Source organism: Sphingobium sp. DN12 (genome assembly GCF_051058005.1).
GTDB classification, from domain to species: domain Bacteria; phylum Pseudomonadota; class Alphaproteobacteria; order Sphingomonadales; family Sphingomonadaceae; genus Sphingobium; species Sphingobium yanoikuyae.
In genome coordinates this window covers 629507-646022 of sequence record NZ_CP173717.1, presented here as the reverse complement: position 1 = coordinate 646022, position 16516 = coordinate 629507, and the positions used below count along the sequence as shown (strand labels likewise).

General features: G+C 64.4%; 15 protein-coding genes. 3 read left to right on the top strand and 12 right to left on the bottom strand.

Going from position 1 to position 16516, the window contains the following annotated elements:
- Positions 1-2: 2 nt before the first annotated feature.
- From prsR to ACI6S0_RS03130, 7 genes are all read right to left on the bottom strand, one after another.
- Positions 3-1367: a PEP-CTERM-box response regulator transcription factor gene (gene prsR / locus ACI6S0_RS03160; RefSeq protein WP_004211323.1), complete on the bottom strand. Its 1365-nt coding sequence runs from the start codon at positions 1365-1367 to the stop codon at positions 3-5.
- Positions 1367-3448, bottom strand: a complete 2082-nt coding sequence (gene prsK, locus ACI6S0_RS03155) for an XrtA/PEP-CTERM system histidine kinase PrsK (RefSeq protein WP_434404916.1) — start codon at positions 3446-3448, stop codon at positions 1367-1369. The genes prsR and prsK overlap by 1 nt, the downstream gene beginning before the upstream one ends.
- Before the next feature lie 10 nt (positions 3449-3458).
- Complete coding sequence (locus tag ACI6S0_RS03150; RefSeq protein WP_434404915.1) at positions 3459-4847, bottom strand: TIGR03013 family XrtA/PEP-CTERM system glycosyltransferase; 1389 nt, start codon at positions 4845-4847, stop codon at positions 3459-3461.
- A 205-nt stretch (positions 4848-5052) separates the two neighbouring features.
- Complete coding sequence (locus tag ACI6S0_RS03145; RefSeq protein WP_434404914.1) at positions 5053-5310, bottom strand: hypothetical protein; 258 nt, start codon at positions 5308-5310, stop codon at positions 5053-5055.
- An 82-nt stretch (positions 5311-5392) separates the two neighbouring features.
- Entirely contained in the window at positions 5393-6142 is a 750-nt protein-coding gene (locus tag ACI6S0_RS03140; protein WP_434404913.1) for a sigma-70 family RNA polymerase sigma factor, read from the bottom strand.
- An 82-nt stretch (positions 6143-6224) separates the two neighbouring features.
- Positions 6225-6356 (bottom strand): hypothetical protein, encoded by a 132-nt coding sequence (locus ACI6S0_RS03135; RefSeq protein WP_004211316.1) that lies wholly within the window; start codon positions 6354-6356, stop codon positions 6225-6227.
- Positions 6357-6448: 92 nt separating this feature from the next.
- Positions 6449-7243: a response regulator gene (locus ACI6S0_RS03130; protein WP_004211315.1), complete on the bottom strand. Its 795-nt coding sequence runs from the start codon at positions 7241-7243 to the stop codon at positions 6449-6451.
- Between the two features lie 332 nt (positions 7244-7575).
- Here ACI6S0_RS03130 and ACI6S0_RS03125 point away from each other — a divergent pair, with 332 nt between their 5' ends.
- Both ACI6S0_RS03125 and ACI6S0_RS03120 read left to right on the top strand, forming a co-directional pair.
- Positions 7576-7770 carry a NepR family anti-sigma factor gene (locus tag ACI6S0_RS03125; RefSeq protein ID WP_004211312.1) on the top strand — a complete coding sequence of 65 codons (195 nt, stop codon included), beginning with the start codon at positions 7576-7578 and terminating at the stop codon, positions 7768-7770.
- Between the two features lie 59 nt (positions 7771-7829).
- Positions 7830-9383 carry a sensor histidine kinase gene (locus ACI6S0_RS03120; RefSeq protein ID WP_434404912.1) on the top strand — a complete coding sequence of 518 codons (1554 nt, stop codon included), beginning with the start codon at positions 7830-7832 and terminating at the stop codon, positions 9381-9383.
- 7 nt (positions 9384-9390) lie between these two features.
- Here the strand turns inward: ACI6S0_RS03120 and tgt are convergent, their stop codons facing one another.
- Both tgt and ACI6S0_RS03110 read right to left on the bottom strand, forming a co-directional pair.
- Positions 9391-10521 carry a tRNA guanosine(34) transglycosylase Tgt gene (gene tgt, locus ACI6S0_RS03115; RefSeq protein ID WP_434404911.1) on the bottom strand — a complete coding sequence of 377 codons (1131 nt, stop codon included), beginning with the start codon at positions 10519-10521 and terminating at the stop codon, positions 9391-9393.
- A gap of 59 nt (positions 10522-10580) precedes the next feature.
- Complete coding sequence (locus tag ACI6S0_RS03110; protein WP_004211308.1) at positions 10581-10763, bottom strand: hypothetical protein; 183 nt, start codon at positions 10761-10763, stop codon at positions 10581-10583.
- Positions 10764-10998: 235 nt separating this feature from the next.
- Between ACI6S0_RS03110 and ACI6S0_RS03105 the strand changes: the two genes are divergently transcribed.
- Positions 10999-11934 (top strand): crotonase/enoyl-CoA hydratase family protein, encoded by a 936-nt coding sequence (locus ACI6S0_RS03105; RefSeq protein ID WP_004211306.1) that lies wholly within the window; start codon positions 10999-11001, stop codon positions 11932-11934.
- Positions 11935-11937: 3 nt separating this feature from the next.
- Here the strand turns inward: ACI6S0_RS03105 and ACI6S0_RS03100 are convergent, their stop codons facing one another.
- The 3 genes from ACI6S0_RS03100 to groES form a co-directional block, all read right to left on the bottom strand.
- A complete protein-coding gene (locus tag ACI6S0_RS03100; protein WP_434404910.1) occupies positions 11938-13929 on the bottom strand; it encodes a putative bifunctional diguanylate cyclase/phosphodiesterase in 1992 nt (663 codons plus the stop codon).
- Between the two features lie 277 nt (positions 13930-14206).
- Positions 14207-15850, bottom strand: a complete 1644-nt coding sequence (groL, locus tag ACI6S0_RS03095) for a chaperonin GroEL (protein WP_004211302.1) — start codon at positions 15848-15850, stop codon at positions 14207-14209.
- 55 nt (positions 15851-15905) lie between these two features.
- The gene (gene groES / locus ACI6S0_RS03090) at positions 15906-16193 is read right to left on the bottom strand and encodes a co-chaperone GroES (protein ID WP_004211301.1); all 288 of its coding nucleotides are present in this window, start codon (positions 16191-16193) and stop codon (positions 15906-15908) included.
- Between the last annotated feature and the right edge of the window lie 323 nt (positions 16194-16516).

The window sequence follows — 16516 nt, the reverse complement described above, 5'->3', positions numbered from 1 at the left end:
GATCAGCCCTGCATCTTATATTGTTTGAGCAGGTCGTAGAGAGTCGGCCGGCTGATCCCCAATATCTTGGCGGCGCTGGAAATATTGCCGTCGGTGCGGGCGATCGCCCGGCGAATGGCGCGCCGATCGGCCATTTCGCGCGCGGCCTTGAGATTGACGACCTCGCTGCCTTCGGCTCGATCACCGTCGAGATCGAGATCGGCCGCCGTCACATGCTTGCCATCGGCCATGATGACCGCGCGCTTCACGCGATTTTCCAGCTCGCGCACATTGCCCGGCCAGCCCCAGGCATCGAGTGCGGCGAGCGCATCGGGGGCGAAGCCCTTGACCTGCGGGTTCATGTCCTGCGCAAAGCGGGTGAGGAAATGGCGCGCGAGCAGCGCCGGATCGCCCGGCCGGTCGCGCAGCGCGGGGATGCGGATGACGATCTCGGCCAGGCGATAATAGAGATCCTCACGGAAGCTGGCGGCGGCGATCATCGCGTCGAGATCCTGATGGGTGGCGCACACGATGCGCGTGTCCACCGCGATCGGCTGGCGCCCGCCGATCCGTTCGATCACCCTTTCCTGCAGGAAGCGCAGCAGCTTTACCTGCAGGGGCAGCGGAATGTCGCCGACCTCGTCCAGGAACAGGGTGCCGCCCTGCGCCTGCTCGATCTTGCCAGGCGTGGTCTTGACCGCGCCGGTGAAGGCGCCCTTTTCATGCCCGAACAGTTCTGATTCCAGCAGGGTTTCGGGGATGGCCGCGCAATTGATCGCGACGAAGGCACCGCCGCGACGCGGGCTGGCATCATGCAGACCCTGCGCCAGCAATTCCTTGCCAGTGCCGCTGGCGCCCAGCAGCATGACCGAGACATCGGCGCTGGCCACCCGCTCGATCGTGCGGGCGACCCGCATCATCTCCGGCGCGCCGGTGATCATCCGGCCGAGCACCCTGCCCCCCTCCGGCGCGGCTTCGGCGAGGCGAGCATTTTCCTGTTCCAGCGCGTGGACATGGAAGGCGCGACGGACGATCAGGCCCAGTTCGTCAATGTCGACCGGCTTCTGGTAGAAATCATAGGCGCCGCCGGAAATGGCATTGAGCGCGCTTTCCCGTGCGCCATGGCCCGACGCCACGATCACCTTGGTATCGGGCTTGATGCGCAATATCTCCTCCAGCGTGGCAAAGCCCTCGCTGGTGCCGTCCGGGTCCGGCGGCAGGCCCAGGTCGAGCGTCACCACATCGGGCGCCTCCATCCGCAGCATCTCGATCGCTTCGAGCCGGTCGCCGGCAATGAAGAGCTGATAATCCTCATAGGCCCAGCGCAACTGCCGCTGCAGGCCGGGATCATCCTCGACGATCAGCAATTTGGGGCGGGTGTCGCTCATCAGGCGGCCTTTCCTTGAACATCATCGCGCGCCGGCGCGGGCGCCAGCGGCAGGCGCAGGGTGAAACGGCTCCCCACGCCGGGTTTGCTTTCCACGTCGATCCGCCCGCCCATCGCCTCGGCCAAGCTGCGCGCCTCGAAGGCGCCGAGGCCAAAGCCGCCCGCCTTGCTGGACGAAAAGGGCTTGAACAGATCGCGGCGAATGAATTCGGCGGTCATGCCACAGCCCTGATCGACCACGGCCAGCGTCGCCTGGCCATGCGCGCTGCCCAGATGCAGTTCGACCGGGCGATCGGCATCGCTGGCATCGATCGCATTTTGCAGCAGATGGACCAATATCTGCTCGACCCGCGCCGGATCGGCGAGCGCGACCGGCACGTCACCGCTGACGGTGATGGCGCGCTGGCGGGCGCGGCTGCGCACGACCTGATCGACCAGCGGCCCCAGCGCCACCGGGCGCGGTTCTTCGGGCCGGCCCTTGTTATGCTGGGACAGGCGGGCGAGCATGTCGTTCATCTTGCCCACCGACTCCTTGAGCGTCAGCAGCATGTCAGCGCGGAAATCGGGATTGTCGGCGTGCCGCTCCGCATTGCGCGAGAGCAGGGACAATTGGCTGACCAGATTCTTGATGTCATGCGCGATGAAGGCGAAGCGGCGGTTGAACTCGTCGAAGCGCTGGGCGTCGTCGAGCGCCTGCTGCCCCTGCGCCTCGCTGATATGGGTCGCGGCCTGGCGCCCGGCGGCGCGCAGCATGTCGAAATCCTCCCAGTCGAGGCGCCGGTCGATCGGCGGCGGCGCAAGCAGGATCGCGCCGATCAGACGGCCATAATGGAGCAGCGGCACCAGCGCCCAGACATGGGCATCCTCGATCAGCCAAGGCGGCAGGTCGAAGGTGGCGTCGCCATCGCGGATGCGACCGACATCGACGATCCAGCCGCTCCCTTCCCAGCTTTCCAGCTGATCGAGCGGCAGGGACAGGCCGGCGATCGGCTCCTGCGGCCAGTTCCATTGCGCCTCGAACGCCAGCCGGCCGTCATCGGTGCGCAGCAGCAACAGCGCGGCAGGGGAATCGGTGATGTCGGCGACCGCCTTGGCCACCCGCTCGCCCAGCGGCGGGGCATTTTCGCCCGGACGGCCGATGGTTTCGCCAAAGCGCATCCATTCGGTGCGATAGTCGTAGCGATGCTGGAAGAAATGCTTGGCGACCTGCACCTTCCACAGCGCCCGCATCTGTGGCGAGGGCAGCAGGACGAGCGCGGTCACCGCCACGAAGAAGACCGCGCCAATCTCCACCACCCGCGCATAGGGGCCGGCGATCATCTCGATCAACACCGCCGCCGCGGTCAGCACCACGACATAGAGGCCGACCGCCACCAGCGAAAGCGACTGGAAGGCGATGGTGCGCGACAATTGCAGCCGTCCGGCCATTTCCTTGCGCATGCCGATCGCGATCACCGGCGCCAGCAGCGCCATCAGCGGCCCGCGCAGCGCATAGAGTTCGTTGACCCGGTCCATCGCGAAATAGCCGATGACATAGAGATTGAGGTCATAGGTCCACATCGCCGCCAGCGCGCCGAGCAGCAGCGACACCCGCCCGCGATCGCGCGAGGGCCAGGCGGTGTAGAGATGATGGACCAGCAGCAGGCAGCCGATCGCCGTCATCATCCGCAGCACCAGCGACACGGCCACCAGCATCTGGTGCAGCTCGCTGCGGACGGGCAATTGCCGCCAGGTGAGATCGGTCGAGGTCTGGAGGAAGATGAGGCCGGCAACAGCGAGATAGACGAGGCCGACGGCGACCAGTGCGCCGCTGCGCGAGGCCGGGCCGCGCCGCAGCATGACGAACAGCAGCATCAACCAGGCGGCGTTGCGGACGCTTTCGGCAATCCCCGAAAGCGGTTTATCGACGCCGCCGAACGAGACATAGAGCGCCCAGCAGGAGGTCAGCAGCAGCGCGCTGGCCAGCATGCGCGGCTCGGCCGCATCGTCCCGGCGCCGCAGGATGAAGATGCCAAGCGCGGCGAACAGGACCGCGGCCAGTGCATGGCCCCAGTCGCCGATGAATTGCAGCAGCGCGCTCATCGCCTGCCGCTCAGCGTGCGCCGTCAGGCCAGAGGATCACCCGCACCGTCTGGATCAGGATCAAAAGGTCCAGGAAGGGCGTGTAATTCTTGGCATAATAAAGATCATATTCGAGCTTGTGGCGGGCATCCTCGATCGACGCGCCATAGGGATAGTTGATCTGCGCCCAGCCGGTGATGCCCGGCTTCACCATGTGCCGTTCGGCATAATAGCGCAGATGCTGTTCCAGATCCTCGACGAACTGGCGCCGTTCCGGGCGCGGGCCGACGAAGCTCATCTCGCCCTTGAGCACGGTCCAGCTCTGCGGCAGTTCGTCGATGCGCAGCTTGCGCAGCCAATAGCCCAGGCGCGTGATGCGCGGATCATCCTTCTCCGCCCAGACCGCCTGGCCCTTGACCTCCGCATCCTGGCGCATGGTGCGCAGCTTCACGATCCAGAATTCCTGGCCATAGAGGCCGACCCGCTGTTGCCGGTAGAAAGCCGGGCCACGGCTGTCGAGCTTCACCAACAAGGCGGCGAACAGGATGATCGGGCCGGTCAGCAGCAGCAGGATCGAACTGGCGATGATGTCGAAGATGCGCTTGGCGATGCTGGACAGGCGACGACCGGCGGAAAAACCGTCGGAAAAGATCAGCCAGCTGGGGTTGACGCTGTCGAGATCGACGCGCCCGGTCTCGCGCTCCAGGAAGGTCGACAGGTCGTTGACATGGACGCCGGTGGTCTTGATCCGCAGCAGGTCGGACATGGGGATGGCGTTGCGCCGCTCCTCCAGCGCCAGCACGACCTCGCTGGCGTTCAGCCGCACCACATAATCGGACATGTTGTAGATGGCGGTGCGGTTGATCGCTTCCTCCACCACCTGGTCGCCATCATTCATGGCGATATAGCCGACCACCAGGAAACCGGCGCCGCGCTTCTGTTCCAGGTCGCGGATGCGGTTGGCGCGCCGGCCGGCACCCAGCACGACAAGGCGGCGCTTGAACGCCTCGCCGCCGAGCAGCGACCCCAGCAGCATGCGGGCCAGCAGCAACAGCGCCATCGCCAGCCCCATCGCGTAGAGCGAATTGGAGCGCCACAGGGTGATGCCGGGCAGCAGGAAATACATGACCGAGAGGAAGATGACGCCGAGCGAGATGGCGACCAGCAGGCGGGCGAAGGCGAAACGGATCGATTGCAGCGCCTCGGGGCTGTAGACGCCGACCGCGATCATACCGGTCTGGATGGCGAAGGCGAAGCTCAGCAGCGGGCCGATGCGGGTCGCGATCGGCTCGACATCCATGCCGATCTGATGCGCGCGCAGGATCCAGCCCGCTTCCCCCGCGCCGATCAGCAGCAGGAAATCGAGCAGGCCGAGCAGCAGCACCGCATGAGGGACATAATGTTTGAACAGCCTGATCATCGTATCGCGCTTCTTCCCGCAGCACCGCCCCTCCGGTCGGGAAGGGCCGCCAACTGGAGTCGGCCCAGCCTTACAACAAGCTGTAAGGAAATCCGACAGGGCTCAGACCCTGCCTGAAAATGGCAAAGAAAATCTGAAGATGGCGCCAATGACTGTAAATCAAGGCGACACCGGATCGCCTTGCCCCGCCCGATCGCAAGGAGGTTCAGTTGTTGTTGCGCAGCTTGTCCGCCGCATTGCGCGCGGCTTCGCCCACGATCCGGGCACCATTGTCGACCGAATCCGCCGCCTGGGTAATGGCGTCGGCGCGCCGATCCTCGCGGCTTTCATTGGTGAGATAGAAGAAGCCGATCGCCAGGATCAGGGCCAGCGCCACCAGCGCAAAGACGATGCCGCCGCTGCCTTGCGGACGATCCGAGCGTCGCCCGATCCGATCCTGTCGATGTTGCGGGTCGCTGCCCATGGCTTCCGTCCTTCCCATGGCATTTCAACCGACAAGCCGGGCGGATCGTTCCCGATCACGCCAGGGCAATGGCATCCCGCCTTCAATCCTCGGCGGTCTTGCCACCCATCTCGTCATCGCCATCGTCGTCGACGGCACCATGGTCGACCAGATTGTCGGAAATGCGGCCACGGCTCAGGCGATCGACATCGTCCATGATCTCGTCCAGCACCGCCGTATCGGTCGTTTCCTGCGTCCGGCGCGAGGGCAGCGCGCCCTCCTCCAATATCTGTTCGAGCGCGGCACGACCGCGGGCCACCCGGCTCTTGATCGTGCCGACCGCGACGCCGCAGATTTCCGCCGCTTCCTCATAGGCAAAGCCCCCCGCGCCGACGAGGATCAGCGCCTCGCGCTGGGGCTGGGGCAATTGCAGCAGGGCGCGCTGCATGTCGCTGAGTTCGACATGCTTGTCCTGCCCCGCGGGCGCGGCGAGCAGCCGGTCGGCGGTCAGGTCGTCCCAGTCGCCGCGGAAACGCGAGCGGCGCATCTGCGAGAGATAATGGTTGCGCAGGATGATGAAGGTCCAGGCGCGCATGTTGGTGCCGGCCTGGAAGCGGGCACGGGCGGCCCAGGCCTTGAGCAGGGTTTCCTGGACAAGATCGTCGGCGGTGTCGCGATTGCCCGACAGGGAGCGCCCGAAGGCGCGCAGATGCGGAATGACCGCGGCCAGTTCCCGCTTGAACTCGCCGTCCGACAGTGCCTCGCGCGGCGCCTGGTTCAGCCCTTCATCCACGGCAGCAACCCCCGTTTCGACTGTCGCCCTCGCTGCATGAACCGAAGTCGTCAAAGCCATATATGCATCCGCACCCTAGTTCGATTACCGCCAAAGGCCAATTCCCAAGATACCCCTAGAAACGCCCATTTTTTCCACTGCCTTACCGCCAGAGAACCAGCAGCATCACGATCACGGCCAGTGCGAGCGAAATGCCCAGCACATAGCGAACGACGTGCGGCGTGGCGCCGCCCCGTGCGTCCTGCGTCGAGATATGCTGCTCCTCGTCGGCCATCGGCCCTCTCCGAATCGTTACGCATATTTAACGCGTTAAAGCCGGGAGGGTTCCGCCGACCGTCACAAAGGATCGGCCGGCGGGAAGACAGGTCAGGCCGGAGCGGTCGCTTCGTCGAAGAAAAGCGCCTGCGAGATCGCGGCCTTGACCGTCGAGCGCTGGAACGGCTTGGTGATGAGGAAGGTCGGCTCGGGCCGTTCGCCGGTCAGCAGCCGTTCGGGGAAGGCAGTGATGAAGATCACCGGCACCGAGAATTCGGCGAGAATGTCCTTCACCGCGTCGATGCCACTCGAATCGTCGGCCAACTGGATATCGGCCAGCACCAGGCCGGGCCGTTCCGCCAACGCCTCGCGCACCGCATCCTCGCGGGTGACGGCAATGGCGGTCACGTCGTGACCAAGGTCGCGCACGATCGTCTCGATATCCATCGCGATGATCGGCTCATCCTCGATGATGAGGACCTTGGCACGGGTCTGCGCCTCGATCTCCTCCAGCGCTTCCTCGACCAGGGCTTCGACATCGGCGGTGTCGAGGCCGATCAGATAGCCGGCATCTTCCGTCGTGAAGCCTTCGAGCGCGGTCAACAGCAGCGCCTGGCGCGGCAGCGGGGTCAGCCGGGCCAGTCGGGCATGAGCGATCGCCTCCTGCCCGATCGATCCCGAGAAGCCGGGCTCGTCATCCAGGTGCGAGGACGACCAGATCGCATGGAAGGTCTTGTAGAGGCCGAGGCGAGGATCGACACCGCTGGGAAACTCCTCCGGCGCGGCGACGATCGCTTCGAGCGTGGCGCGCACATAGGCATCGCCATGAGTCTGGCTGCCCGTCAGCGCGCGCGCATAGCGCCGCAAGAAAGGAAGATGGGGGTGCAGTTGCTGTCCAAGCGACATCGGTAAGTCTTCTCCCTGCCCTGTCGGGCCTGTTGTCCGAAACATCGGCTCCGCCGGAGGATGGGATGACGATGCCGCGCTGGCAAGCCCCTCTCCCCCTGCCGCCGAATGACCGACGGTGCAAAAAATGCTTCGAATGCCGGAACCATCGACACCAAGATTTGTTTCACTCTCGTTCGGTTTTTTCGACGGTAACGGCTTTTTGGTGAAATTTGCCCAGCTTGGTGAATTGACGCCGCTATGCGTTGCGGCGAAATAGCGGACAGGCTGGCGTCACGGATTTAGCTTCAAAGGGGCTGATTTTGGTTTCTTCAACAACGGAACGGGACAGGATGGGAGGGGATATTGACGTCGGCACGACCATCCGCGACCGCGACATGAAGACTGCGCCCGAACCACGCAAGCGCCGCACGGCCGCGAAAAAGGACGAGGCCCAGGTGTCCCAGGTGCTCAAGTCCGTCTATCAGCGCACGGTCGACGAAGATATTCCCGCCGAAATGCTGGACCTGCTCAGCAAACTGGACTGATCAACGCTGGTCGGGGCGGCATTTCCCTGCCGCCCATGCAAGGACCCTCTCGATCCCCCATGACCATGTTCGGCGTCTACCTCCGGTCCACCGGCGTCAAGATGTTCCTCATCCTGACACTCGCGCTGCTGCCGCTGGGGCTGATCGCGCTGGTGGCGTCGCTGCAGGCGATCCGCACCGCCGACCTGGAGAAGGAAGCGCTGCTGCGTGTCGCCGTGACCCAGAGCGCGCGCAAGCTGACCGCCGATCTCAACGCCGATCGCACCGCGCTGGGCCTGACCGTCAACGCGCTGGCCGATGGCAAGGCGGACGGCGAAATCTGCAACCGCCTCTCCTTCTTCCTCACCGCGCAGGACCGGAACGGCATCCGATTCTATATCTACGACCGATCGGGCAAGAAGCTGTGCGGATCGGCCACGCCGGAGCCGGCCGGCATTCCGCCCACGCGCCGCTTCATCGGCCCGCGTGTCGAACTGCTGTCGTCCGGCGACTTCCTGCTGTCGCGCACCCACAGCCATGACAATCGCGTCGCGGCGCTGGCCTATTATTCGCGGCCGCATCTCGAAAGCGTCGCCGATCCCGCGACCGCGCTGCAGAACCGGCAACTGAGCCTGCGCCAGGGCGAGCGGCAGATGATCGTCAGCCGCCCCGGCAGCCGGATCGACGGCCATAGCAGCAGCCTGTCCGCCCGGCTCGACCCGCCCGACATATTGCTGACCATGACGGTGCGCGAGCCGCCGGCGACGATCGCCCGGCTGCTGTCGCTGTTCCTGCCGCTGGTGATGTGGTTCGCGGCCGCCGCGATCGGCTGGTTCGTGGTCAATCGGCTGCTGATCCGCCCGCTGGTGCTGCTGCGGCGCCAGGTCGCCGCCTATCAGCCCGGCGAAGTGCTGGAGCCGTTGCGGCGCATCCGCACCCCCGCGCACGAGATCAGCGACCTGGGCGACACATTCCGCGAGATCAGCGAGGATGTCGCGACCCATGAGGCCGAAATGGCCGCCGCGCTCGACACCCAGCGCAAGCTAACGCGCGAGGTGCATCATCGGGTCAAGAACAACCTGCAGATCATCGCCAGCCTGATCAGCCTGCATGCCCGGTCGGCGCATGAGCCCGAAGCGGTGTCGGCCTATGGATCGATCCAGCGCCGGGTCGACGCCCTGTCGGTCGTCCATCGCAACCATTTTGCCGAGCTGGAGGAAAATCGCGGCGTCGGCGTGCGTCCGCTGATCAGCGAATTGTCCGCCAGCCTGCGCGGCACCGCCCCGCATGAGGCGCGCCGTTTCGGCATCCAGATCGACAGCGACGATGATCTGCACATCAGCCAGGATGTCGCCGTTCCGGTCGCCTTCCTGGTGACCGAACTGGTCGAGCTGGCGATGCTGTCCGATCCGCGCGCGACGATGCGGATTTCGGTGCATCTGGAGGCCGATCGGAACGACCGCGCCCTGTTGCAGATGGCGTCGCCCGCGCTGCGCGCCGGGCCGGAAATGAGTTTATTGCTGAACGAACGCTATGGCCGGGTGCTGACCGGCCTGTCGCGCCAGCTCCGCTCCCCGCTCGATCATGATGCCGACGCGGGCCGCTACAGCATCGCGATCAGCGTCATTCCCTGAAAAACCGTCAGACCCGCTGATAGTCGCGGCGGAAATCGGCCGTGAAGGCCGACAATGTGCCGGCCGCAATATTGTCGCGCAGGCCCTGCATCAGTTCCTGATAGAAATGGATGTTATGCTGGGTCATCAGCATCGCGCCCAGCATCTCGCCCGACTTCACCAGATGATGGAGATAGGCGCGGCTCCAGGTCGCGCAAACCGGGCAGCCGCAGCGCGGATCGAGCGGGCCCAGATCCTCGTTGAACTTGGCATTGCGGATGTTGAGCGGGCCGGCCCAGGTGAAGGCCTGGCCATTGCGGCCCGACCGGGTCGGCAGCACGCAATCGAACATGTCGATACCGCGCTCCACGGCGCCGACGATGTCGTCGGGCTTGCCCACGCCCATCAGGTAGCGCGGCTTGTCCTGCGGCAGCATGTCGGGCGCGAAGCCGAGCGTGGCGAACATCGCCTCCTGCCCCTCGCCCACCGCCAGGCCGCCCACGGCATAGCCGTCAAAGCCGATCTCGATCAGCTTTTCCGCCGAAATCCTGCGCAGCCCTTCGTTGAGCGAGCCCTGCTGGATGCCGAACAGCGCCGCACGCTCGGCATGGTCGCCGCCCGCATCGAAGCCGTCGCGCGAGCGCTTGGCCCAGCGCATCGATCGCTCCATCGACCTGGCGGCCTCGTCATGGGTGCAGCCATTCTTGGTGCATTCGTCAAAGGCCATGACGATGTCGCTGTCGAGCAGCCGTTGGATCTCCATCGAGCGCTCGGGGCTGAGCATATGCTTGGAGCCGTCGAGATGGCTGGAGAAGGCGACCCCCTCCTCGCTCATCTTGGTAAGGGCGCTGAGGCTCATCACCTGATAGCCGCCGCTGTCGGTCAGGATCGGCCGGTCCCAGCCCATGAAGCCGTGCAGCCCGCCCAGCCGCGCCATGCGTTCGGCGCCGGGGCGCAGCATCAGATGATAGGTATTGCCCAGGATGATGTCGGCACCGGTGGCGCGCACTTCGGCCGGGCGCATCGCCTTGACGGTGGCGGCGGTGCCGACCGGCATGAAGGCGGGCGTGCGGATCTCGCCGCGGCGCATCTGGATCGTGCCGGTGCGGGCCTTGCCGTCGGTGGCGGCGATCGAGAAGGAAAAGCGGGGCTTGGTCATCGCCGCGCTCTAGGAGCGAACGCCCGCGCGCACAAGAGCAGCGCGGTCGGAGCGCCGTTTCAGCCGGCCCGGCGGACGCCGTCGAACAGGGTCATCGCGTCGATATCGAACCCCTCGACCCGGCGATAGCGGCCGATGAAGCGCAGACAATCGGTGGACAGGCGCAAGGTCCAGGGCTGGCCCTGCGCATCCTGTAGCGTGAGTGTCACATTCTTGCGGGCCGGAAGGCGATGCATGTCCATGCGACCGCCCTAATTAACAATGGTTAACAAAGGGCTGAGCCGAGGGGCTGAAAAGCGGAAACGAAAATTTCTGTTGCGATATCGCAACAACAATCTCCATTTCGGCGCATTTACCGCGCTTTCCGGGCAACAGTTGCGGATAAAAATGGTTAATGATCTGTCAACTATTTGTCCCGCACTGCATCATGAGCGCCGACCGTCGAAGGTTCAGATTCAAGAGAAAAATGGGGCGCACATGATTGATTCAGGACGCTTTAGTGCAGCTGACGAGCGCGCGACCGAGGTCGAAGCGGCATTCGAGATCGAAAGCTTTGGCGAGGATGCCGTAACGTCATCCCCCGCCCCTTCCCAACTATTCGACCTGGGCCAGATCGACGTGCAGTGGGAGGCCGAATCCGAAACACTCTGGGCATTCATGACGCCGGCCAATCGACCCAATTTCAGCATGACCATGCTGCGCGACGTCCGCTACTGGTATGCCGAGACCAAGCGGCTGTTCGATGCCGGCCAATTGCCGGTCAAATATATGGTGGCCGGCTCCCGCTTCCCCGGCGTGTTCAACCTGGGCGGCGACCTGGAACTGTTCGCCGGCTGCATCGAGCGCGGCGACCTGCCCGGCCTGGTCCAATATGGCCATGCCTGCATCGACGTGGTCCATCGCACCTGGCGCAATGGCGACATGCCGGTGGTATCGATCGCGCTGGCGCAGGGCGATGCGCTGGGCGGCGGGTTCGAGGCGCTGCTCTGTTTCGACGTGGTGATCGCCGAGCGCAGCGCCCGTTTCGGCCTGCCCGAAATGCTGTTCGGCCTGTTCCCCGGCATGGGCGCCTATTCGATCCTGTCGCGCAAGCTGGGCCGGCTGGCGGCCGAGCGTATGATCCTGTCGGGCAAGGTCTTCACCGCGGAAGAGATGTTCGACATGGGCATCGTCCATACGCTGGTGGAGGATGGCGAGGGTGAAGCGGCTGTACGCGATTTCGTCGCCCGCAATCGACCGCATCATGCCGGCCATGTCGGCGTCTATGAAGCCGGGCGCCGGGTCGATCCCCTGCACCATGACGAACTGAAGGATATTGTCGAGAATTGGGCCGCTTCGGCGCTCAAGACCGACCTCAAGGATATCCGCATGATGCGGCGGCTGGCGTCGGCCCAGACGCGCCTCACCAAATAAGGATCAGGCCAGGCGGCGCTGGCGGATCAGCGCCGCCATGTCATGGACATCGGCCCTGTTGCGGTTGAGCAGGGCCTGCAACTCGCCGATCGGGACTGGCCGGCTGAGGACGAAGCCCTGGACGTTGGTGAAGCCGGTTTCGCGGGCGTAGCGCAACTGTTCCTCGGTCTCGATCCCCTCGGCCACCGTCTCCACCTCCAGCGCGCGGGCCAGATAGGCGACGGACTGGGCGATCGCCCGGTCGCGGGGATTTTCACCGACGCCGCGCATGAAGCTCTGATCGACCTTGATCGTGTCGAACTCATGGGTGCGCAGGGCGCCCAGCGAGGAATAGCCGGTGCCGAAATCGTCGAGCGCGAGGCGCAGGCCGATGCGGCGCAATTCGCTCAGGATCAGATGGGTGCGGCGGTCATCTTCCAGGAAGATGGATTCGGTGACTTCCAGCTCCAGCCGGCGCGCCTTGAGCCCCGACTGGAGCAGCGCGGAAATGACCGCGCGCGGCAGGCCGTCGGTCTTGATGAGCGCGGGCGAGATATTGACCGCGACCCGAATATCCTCGTCCCAGCCCATCGCGTCGCGGCACGCCTGGGCCAGTGCCCAGTTGGTCATCGGCTCGATCAGGGCCGAACTTTCGGCGATCGGGATGAACTCGGCCGGGGAAATCCAGCCCAGTTCGGGATGCTGCCAGCGCATCAGCGCCTCGCAGATGGTGATCCGCCCAGTCTCGGTATCGAAGATCGGCTGATAATGAAGTTGCAGTTCGCCATTGGCGAGCGCGCTGCGCAGCCCGGTCTCGAGCTCATAGGTGCGGTTCTGCCGCTCCTTCATGGTCCAGTCGAACTGGGCATGGCGGTTCCGCCCGGCATGCTTGGCCTTGTAGAGGGCCAGATCGGCATGCTGCAGCAGTTCGTCGCCATCGGCGCCATCTTCCGGTGCGACGGCAATGCCCATCGAGGCGGAGATGGTCAGGTGATGGCCGCCAACCTCGAAATCGCCGGCCAGAATGCGGGTGATGTCGCCTGCGATCACTTCGGCCTGGATGCGGCTGACGCCGGGGCAGATCAACACGAACTCGTCGCCGCCGAAGCGCGCGACATGACCGCGCCGGTCGAGCGCGCGGGTCAGCCGTTCGGCCACCTGGCACAGAAGCTGGTCGCCGACGATATGGCCCAGCGTGTCGTTGATTTCCTTGAACCGATCGAGGTCCATCCACAGGACGGCGGTCTGATCCGCATCGGAAATGCGATTGTCGAACAGGTCGCGCAGCCGCATCTGCATCGCCATGCGGTTTTCCACGCCGGTCAGGCTGTCATAACGGGCCAGCCGCTCGAACTTGATCGCGAGGTTGCTCTTCTCCTGCTTGCCCTGCATCGCTTCCAGCACGATGCGATGGGTGGTCTTTGTGATTTCCGCCATGGCGAAGATCATCAGGAAGCAGAGCACGCCAAGCACGACATAGCCGACGCCACCGGCGATCAGCAGGCCGATGGAGGTCGGCAACATGGTGAAGCAGGTCTGGCCGACCGCGACATGGACCCGGCCGGCATTGCGGCCGGAAATGCCGCCCGCATAGGAGGCGACCATGCCGACGGCCAGCACATGCAACGTCGCATCCTGGCTGATCGTCAGGGTCGCGAGCGACTGAAGCCCGAGCAGCGCGGCATAGATCCAGGCGCCCATTTCATAGGCGACCCCCCAGATCGGACGCGCTGGACCATCCTGATGCGCCAGCGCGCGCTGGAAATAGACGGCCGAAATGGAGCGACTGATTCCCACGATCAGGACCAGCGCGGCGATGATGTGCATGGTCAGGACATGGGCCTGCCAGGCGATCACGATACTGAGCGAACCTCCTGAAATCGCGCCGGAAAGCAGCGATGCCGGGGAGGCGTAAAGCGCCTTGACGAGACTGTCCTGCACCTCAGCATTCTGCTGGGTACGGGGCGCAAAGCGCGCGCGCAGGACTGCGCACAGATGGCGGACGAGGCGTGACACGTGCCAGCATAGTGGCGGATCAGCCTTGAGATTTGGTAAACCGGATGCCCACCAAAGCAGATCAATTCCGCTGCCCGATCAACAATATCCCCCTGCCCCTTCCCGGCCAAGGCAGCGTCATATGGGGCCGGAAACGGGCTGTAGGACAGCGGAAAGGACGGGCACGAAAAAGGCCGGCGGATCGCTCCACCGGCCCTTTTCTTGTCGCGTGAGCGAGAACTTCTTTGAAGTCGCGATCGAACCGCGGGCGGGCGTTGCCCACCCGCTACGATCGCTTTTAGAAGTCCATGCCGCCCATGCCGCCCATGCCACCCGGCATGGCGGGCATGGCGGGCTTGTCTTCGGGCAGTTCCGAAACCGCGGCTTCGGTGGTGATCAGCAGACCAGCAACCGAGGCAGCGTTCTGGAGCGCGGTGCGCACGACCTTGGTCGGGTCGATGACGCCAGCGGCAACCAGGTTTTCATAGGTGTCGGTCGACGCGTTGAAGCCGAACGAGGTGTCGGTCTGGTCGAGCAGCTTGCCCGAGACGACAGCACCGTCATGGCCGGCGTTGGCGGCGATCTGGCGAACCAGGGCCGTCAGCGACTTGCGAACGATGTCGATACCGCGGGTCTGGTCGTCATTGGCGCCAGCGACGCCTTCGAGAACCTTGGTCGCGTAGAGCAGCGCGGTGCCACCACCGGGAACGATGCCTTCTTCGACGGCAGCGCGGGTCGCGTGCAGGGCGTCGTCGACGCGATCCTTGCGCTCCTTCACTTCGACTTCGGTCGCACCGCCAACCTTGATGACGGCAACGCCGCCAGCCAGCTTGGCCAGGCGTTCCTGCAGCTTTTCACGGTCATAGTCCGAAGTGGTGACTTCGATCTGCGCACGGATCTGCTCGGTACGGCCCTTGATCGAGTCGGCATCACCGGCGCCATCGACGATGGTGGTGTTGTCCTTGTCGATGGTGACGCGCTTGGCGGTGCCCAGCATGCCCAGGGTGACGTTTTCGAGCTTGATGCCCAGGTCTTCCGAGATCACTTCGCCCTTGGTCAGGACGGCGATGTCTTCCAGCATGGCCTTGCGGCGATCGCCGAAGCCCGGTGCCTTGACCGCAGCAACCTTCAGGCCGCCGCGCAGCTTGTTGACGACCAGGGTCGCCAGCGCTTCGCCTTCAATGTCCTCGGCGATGATGAGGAGCGGACGGCCCGACTGCACCACGGCTTCCAGGATCGGCAGGATCGACTGCAGATTCGAGAGCTTCTTCTCGTGGATCAGGATGTACGGATCAGCCAGCTCGACGGCCATCTTTTCCGGGTTGGTGATGAAGTAGGGCGACAGGTAGCCGCGGTCGAACTGCATGCCTTCGACAACGTCCAGCTCGAAGTCGAGACCCTTGGCCTCTTCCACGGTGATGACGCCTTCCTTGCCGACCTTTTCCATGGCTTCGGCGATCTTCTCGCCGACTTCCTTGTCGCCATTGGCCGAGATGATGCCGACCTGGGCCACTTCGGCCGAACCGGCAACCGGCTTCGAACGCGACTGGATGTCCTCGACAACCTTGGCGACGGCGAGATCGATGCCGCGCTTCAGGTCCATCGGGTTCATGCCGGCGGCAACCGACTTCATGCCTTCGCGCACGATGGCCTGGGCCAGGACGGTCGCGGTGGTGGTGCCGTCACCGGCGATGTCGTTGGTCTTCGAAGCGACTTCGCGGACCATCTGGGCACCCATATTCTCGAACTTGTCCTTCAGTTCGATTTCCTTGGCGACGCTGACGCCGTCCTTGGTGATGCGGGGCGCGCCGAAGCTCTTGTCGATGACGACGTTGCGGCCCTTCGGGCCCAGGGTCACCTTGACCGCGTCGGCCAGGATGTCGACGCCGCGCAGGATGCGCTCACGAGCGTCACGCGAAAACTTTACGTCCTTCGCTGCCATGATCTAATTCCTTTGAAAATAGGGAAAAATGGAAAACCGAAATTCAGGGAGTCGGTTAGGCGACAATACCCAGAATGTCCGATTCCTTCATGATGAGCAGGTCTTCACCGTCGACCTTGACTTCGGTGCCCGACCACTTGCCGAACAGCACGCGATCGCCGGCCTTGACGTCCAGCGGAGTGACCTTGCCGTCTTCGGCCTTCGAACCCGAACCGACGGAGACGATTTCGCCTTCCTGCGGCTTTTCCTTGGCGGTGTCGGGGATGATGATGCCACCGGCCGTCTTCGCTTCCGCTTCAATGCGGCGAACGAGAACGCGGTCATGCAACGGACGGAATGCCATGATGATTGCCTTTCCCTTTGTGCTGGGATGGGTCCGGCGCGGCCCGCAAGAGGAATGCCCCCGTGCGATATTGTGCCCCGCCTTGTCCTTCTCCCGATGAACTCTCTCACTTGTTAGCACTCGCGGATGGAGAGTGCTAGCGGCATGCATATGGAAAAGTCGTTTCGCCGGTCAAGGGCGGGACGGGATAAAAATTTTCGCCGTCCCGATGGATCGGGGATCGATCGGACCGGCGTGTGGGCCATAGCGCAATCACCCCGCCCCGTCATGCCGGGCGCGACGGACCGCACGACGATTGCGACGCGACAGACGGCAGGACGGGT

What these genes read in the sequence shown, in the direction of transcription:
- prsR (WP_004211323.1), bottom strand. Translation starts at nt 1,367, where the DNA reads ATGAGCGACACCCGCCCCAAATTGCTGATCGTCGAGGATGATCCCGGC.
- ACI6S0_RS03150 (WP_434404915.1), bottom strand. Translation starts at nt 4,847, where the DNA reads ATGATCAGGCTGTTCAAACATTATGTCCCTCATGCGGTGCTGCTGCTC.
- ACI6S0_RS03140 (WP_434404913.1), bottom strand. Translation starts at nt 6,142, where the DNA reads ATGGCTTTGACGACTTCGGTTCATGCAGCGAGGGCGACAGTCGAAACG.
- tgt (WP_434404911.1), bottom strand. Translation starts at nt 10,521, where the DNA reads ATGACCAAGCCCCGCTTTTCCTTCTCGATCGCCGCCACCGACGGCAAG.
- ACI6S0_RS03110 (WP_004211308.1), bottom strand. Translation starts at nt 10,763, where the DNA reads ATGGACATGCATCGCCTTCCGGCCCGCAAGAATGTGACACTCACGCTA.
- ACI6S0_RS03105 (WP_004211306.1), top strand. Translation starts at nt 10,999, where the DNA reads ATGATTGATTCAGGACGCTTTAGTGCAGCTGACGAGCGCGCGACCGAG.
- prsK (WP_434404916.1), bottom strand. Translation starts at nt 3,448, where the DNA reads ATGAGCGCGCTGCTGCAATTCATCGGCGACTGGGGCCATGCACTGGCC.
- groL (WP_004211302.1), bottom strand. Translation starts at nt 15,850, where the DNA reads ATGGCAGCGAAGGACGTAAAGTTTTCGCGTGACGCTCGTGAGCGCATC.
- ACI6S0_RS03125 (WP_004211312.1), top strand. Translation starts at nt 7,576, where the DNA reads ATGGGAGGGGATATTGACGTCGGCACGACCATCCGCGACCGCGACATG.
- ACI6S0_RS03145 (WP_434404914.1), bottom strand. Translation starts at nt 5,310, where the DNA reads ATGGGCAGCGACCCGCAACATCGACAGGATCGGATCGGGCGACGCTCG.
- ACI6S0_RS03120 (WP_434404912.1), top strand. Translation starts at nt 7,830, where the DNA reads ATGACCATGTTCGGCGTCTACCTCCGGTCCACCGGCGTCAAGATGTTC.
- ACI6S0_RS03130 (WP_004211315.1), bottom strand. Translation starts at nt 7,243, where the DNA reads ATGTCGCTTGGACAGCAACTGCACCCCCATCTTCCTTTCTTGCGGCGC.
- ACI6S0_RS03135 (WP_004211316.1), bottom strand. Translation starts at nt 6,356, where the DNA reads ATGGCCGACGAGGAGCAGCATATCTCGACGCAGGACGCACGGGGCGGC.
- groES (WP_004211301.1), bottom strand. Translation starts at nt 16,193, where the DNA reads ATGGCATTCCGTCCGTTGCATGACCGCGTTCTCGTTCGCCGCATTGAA.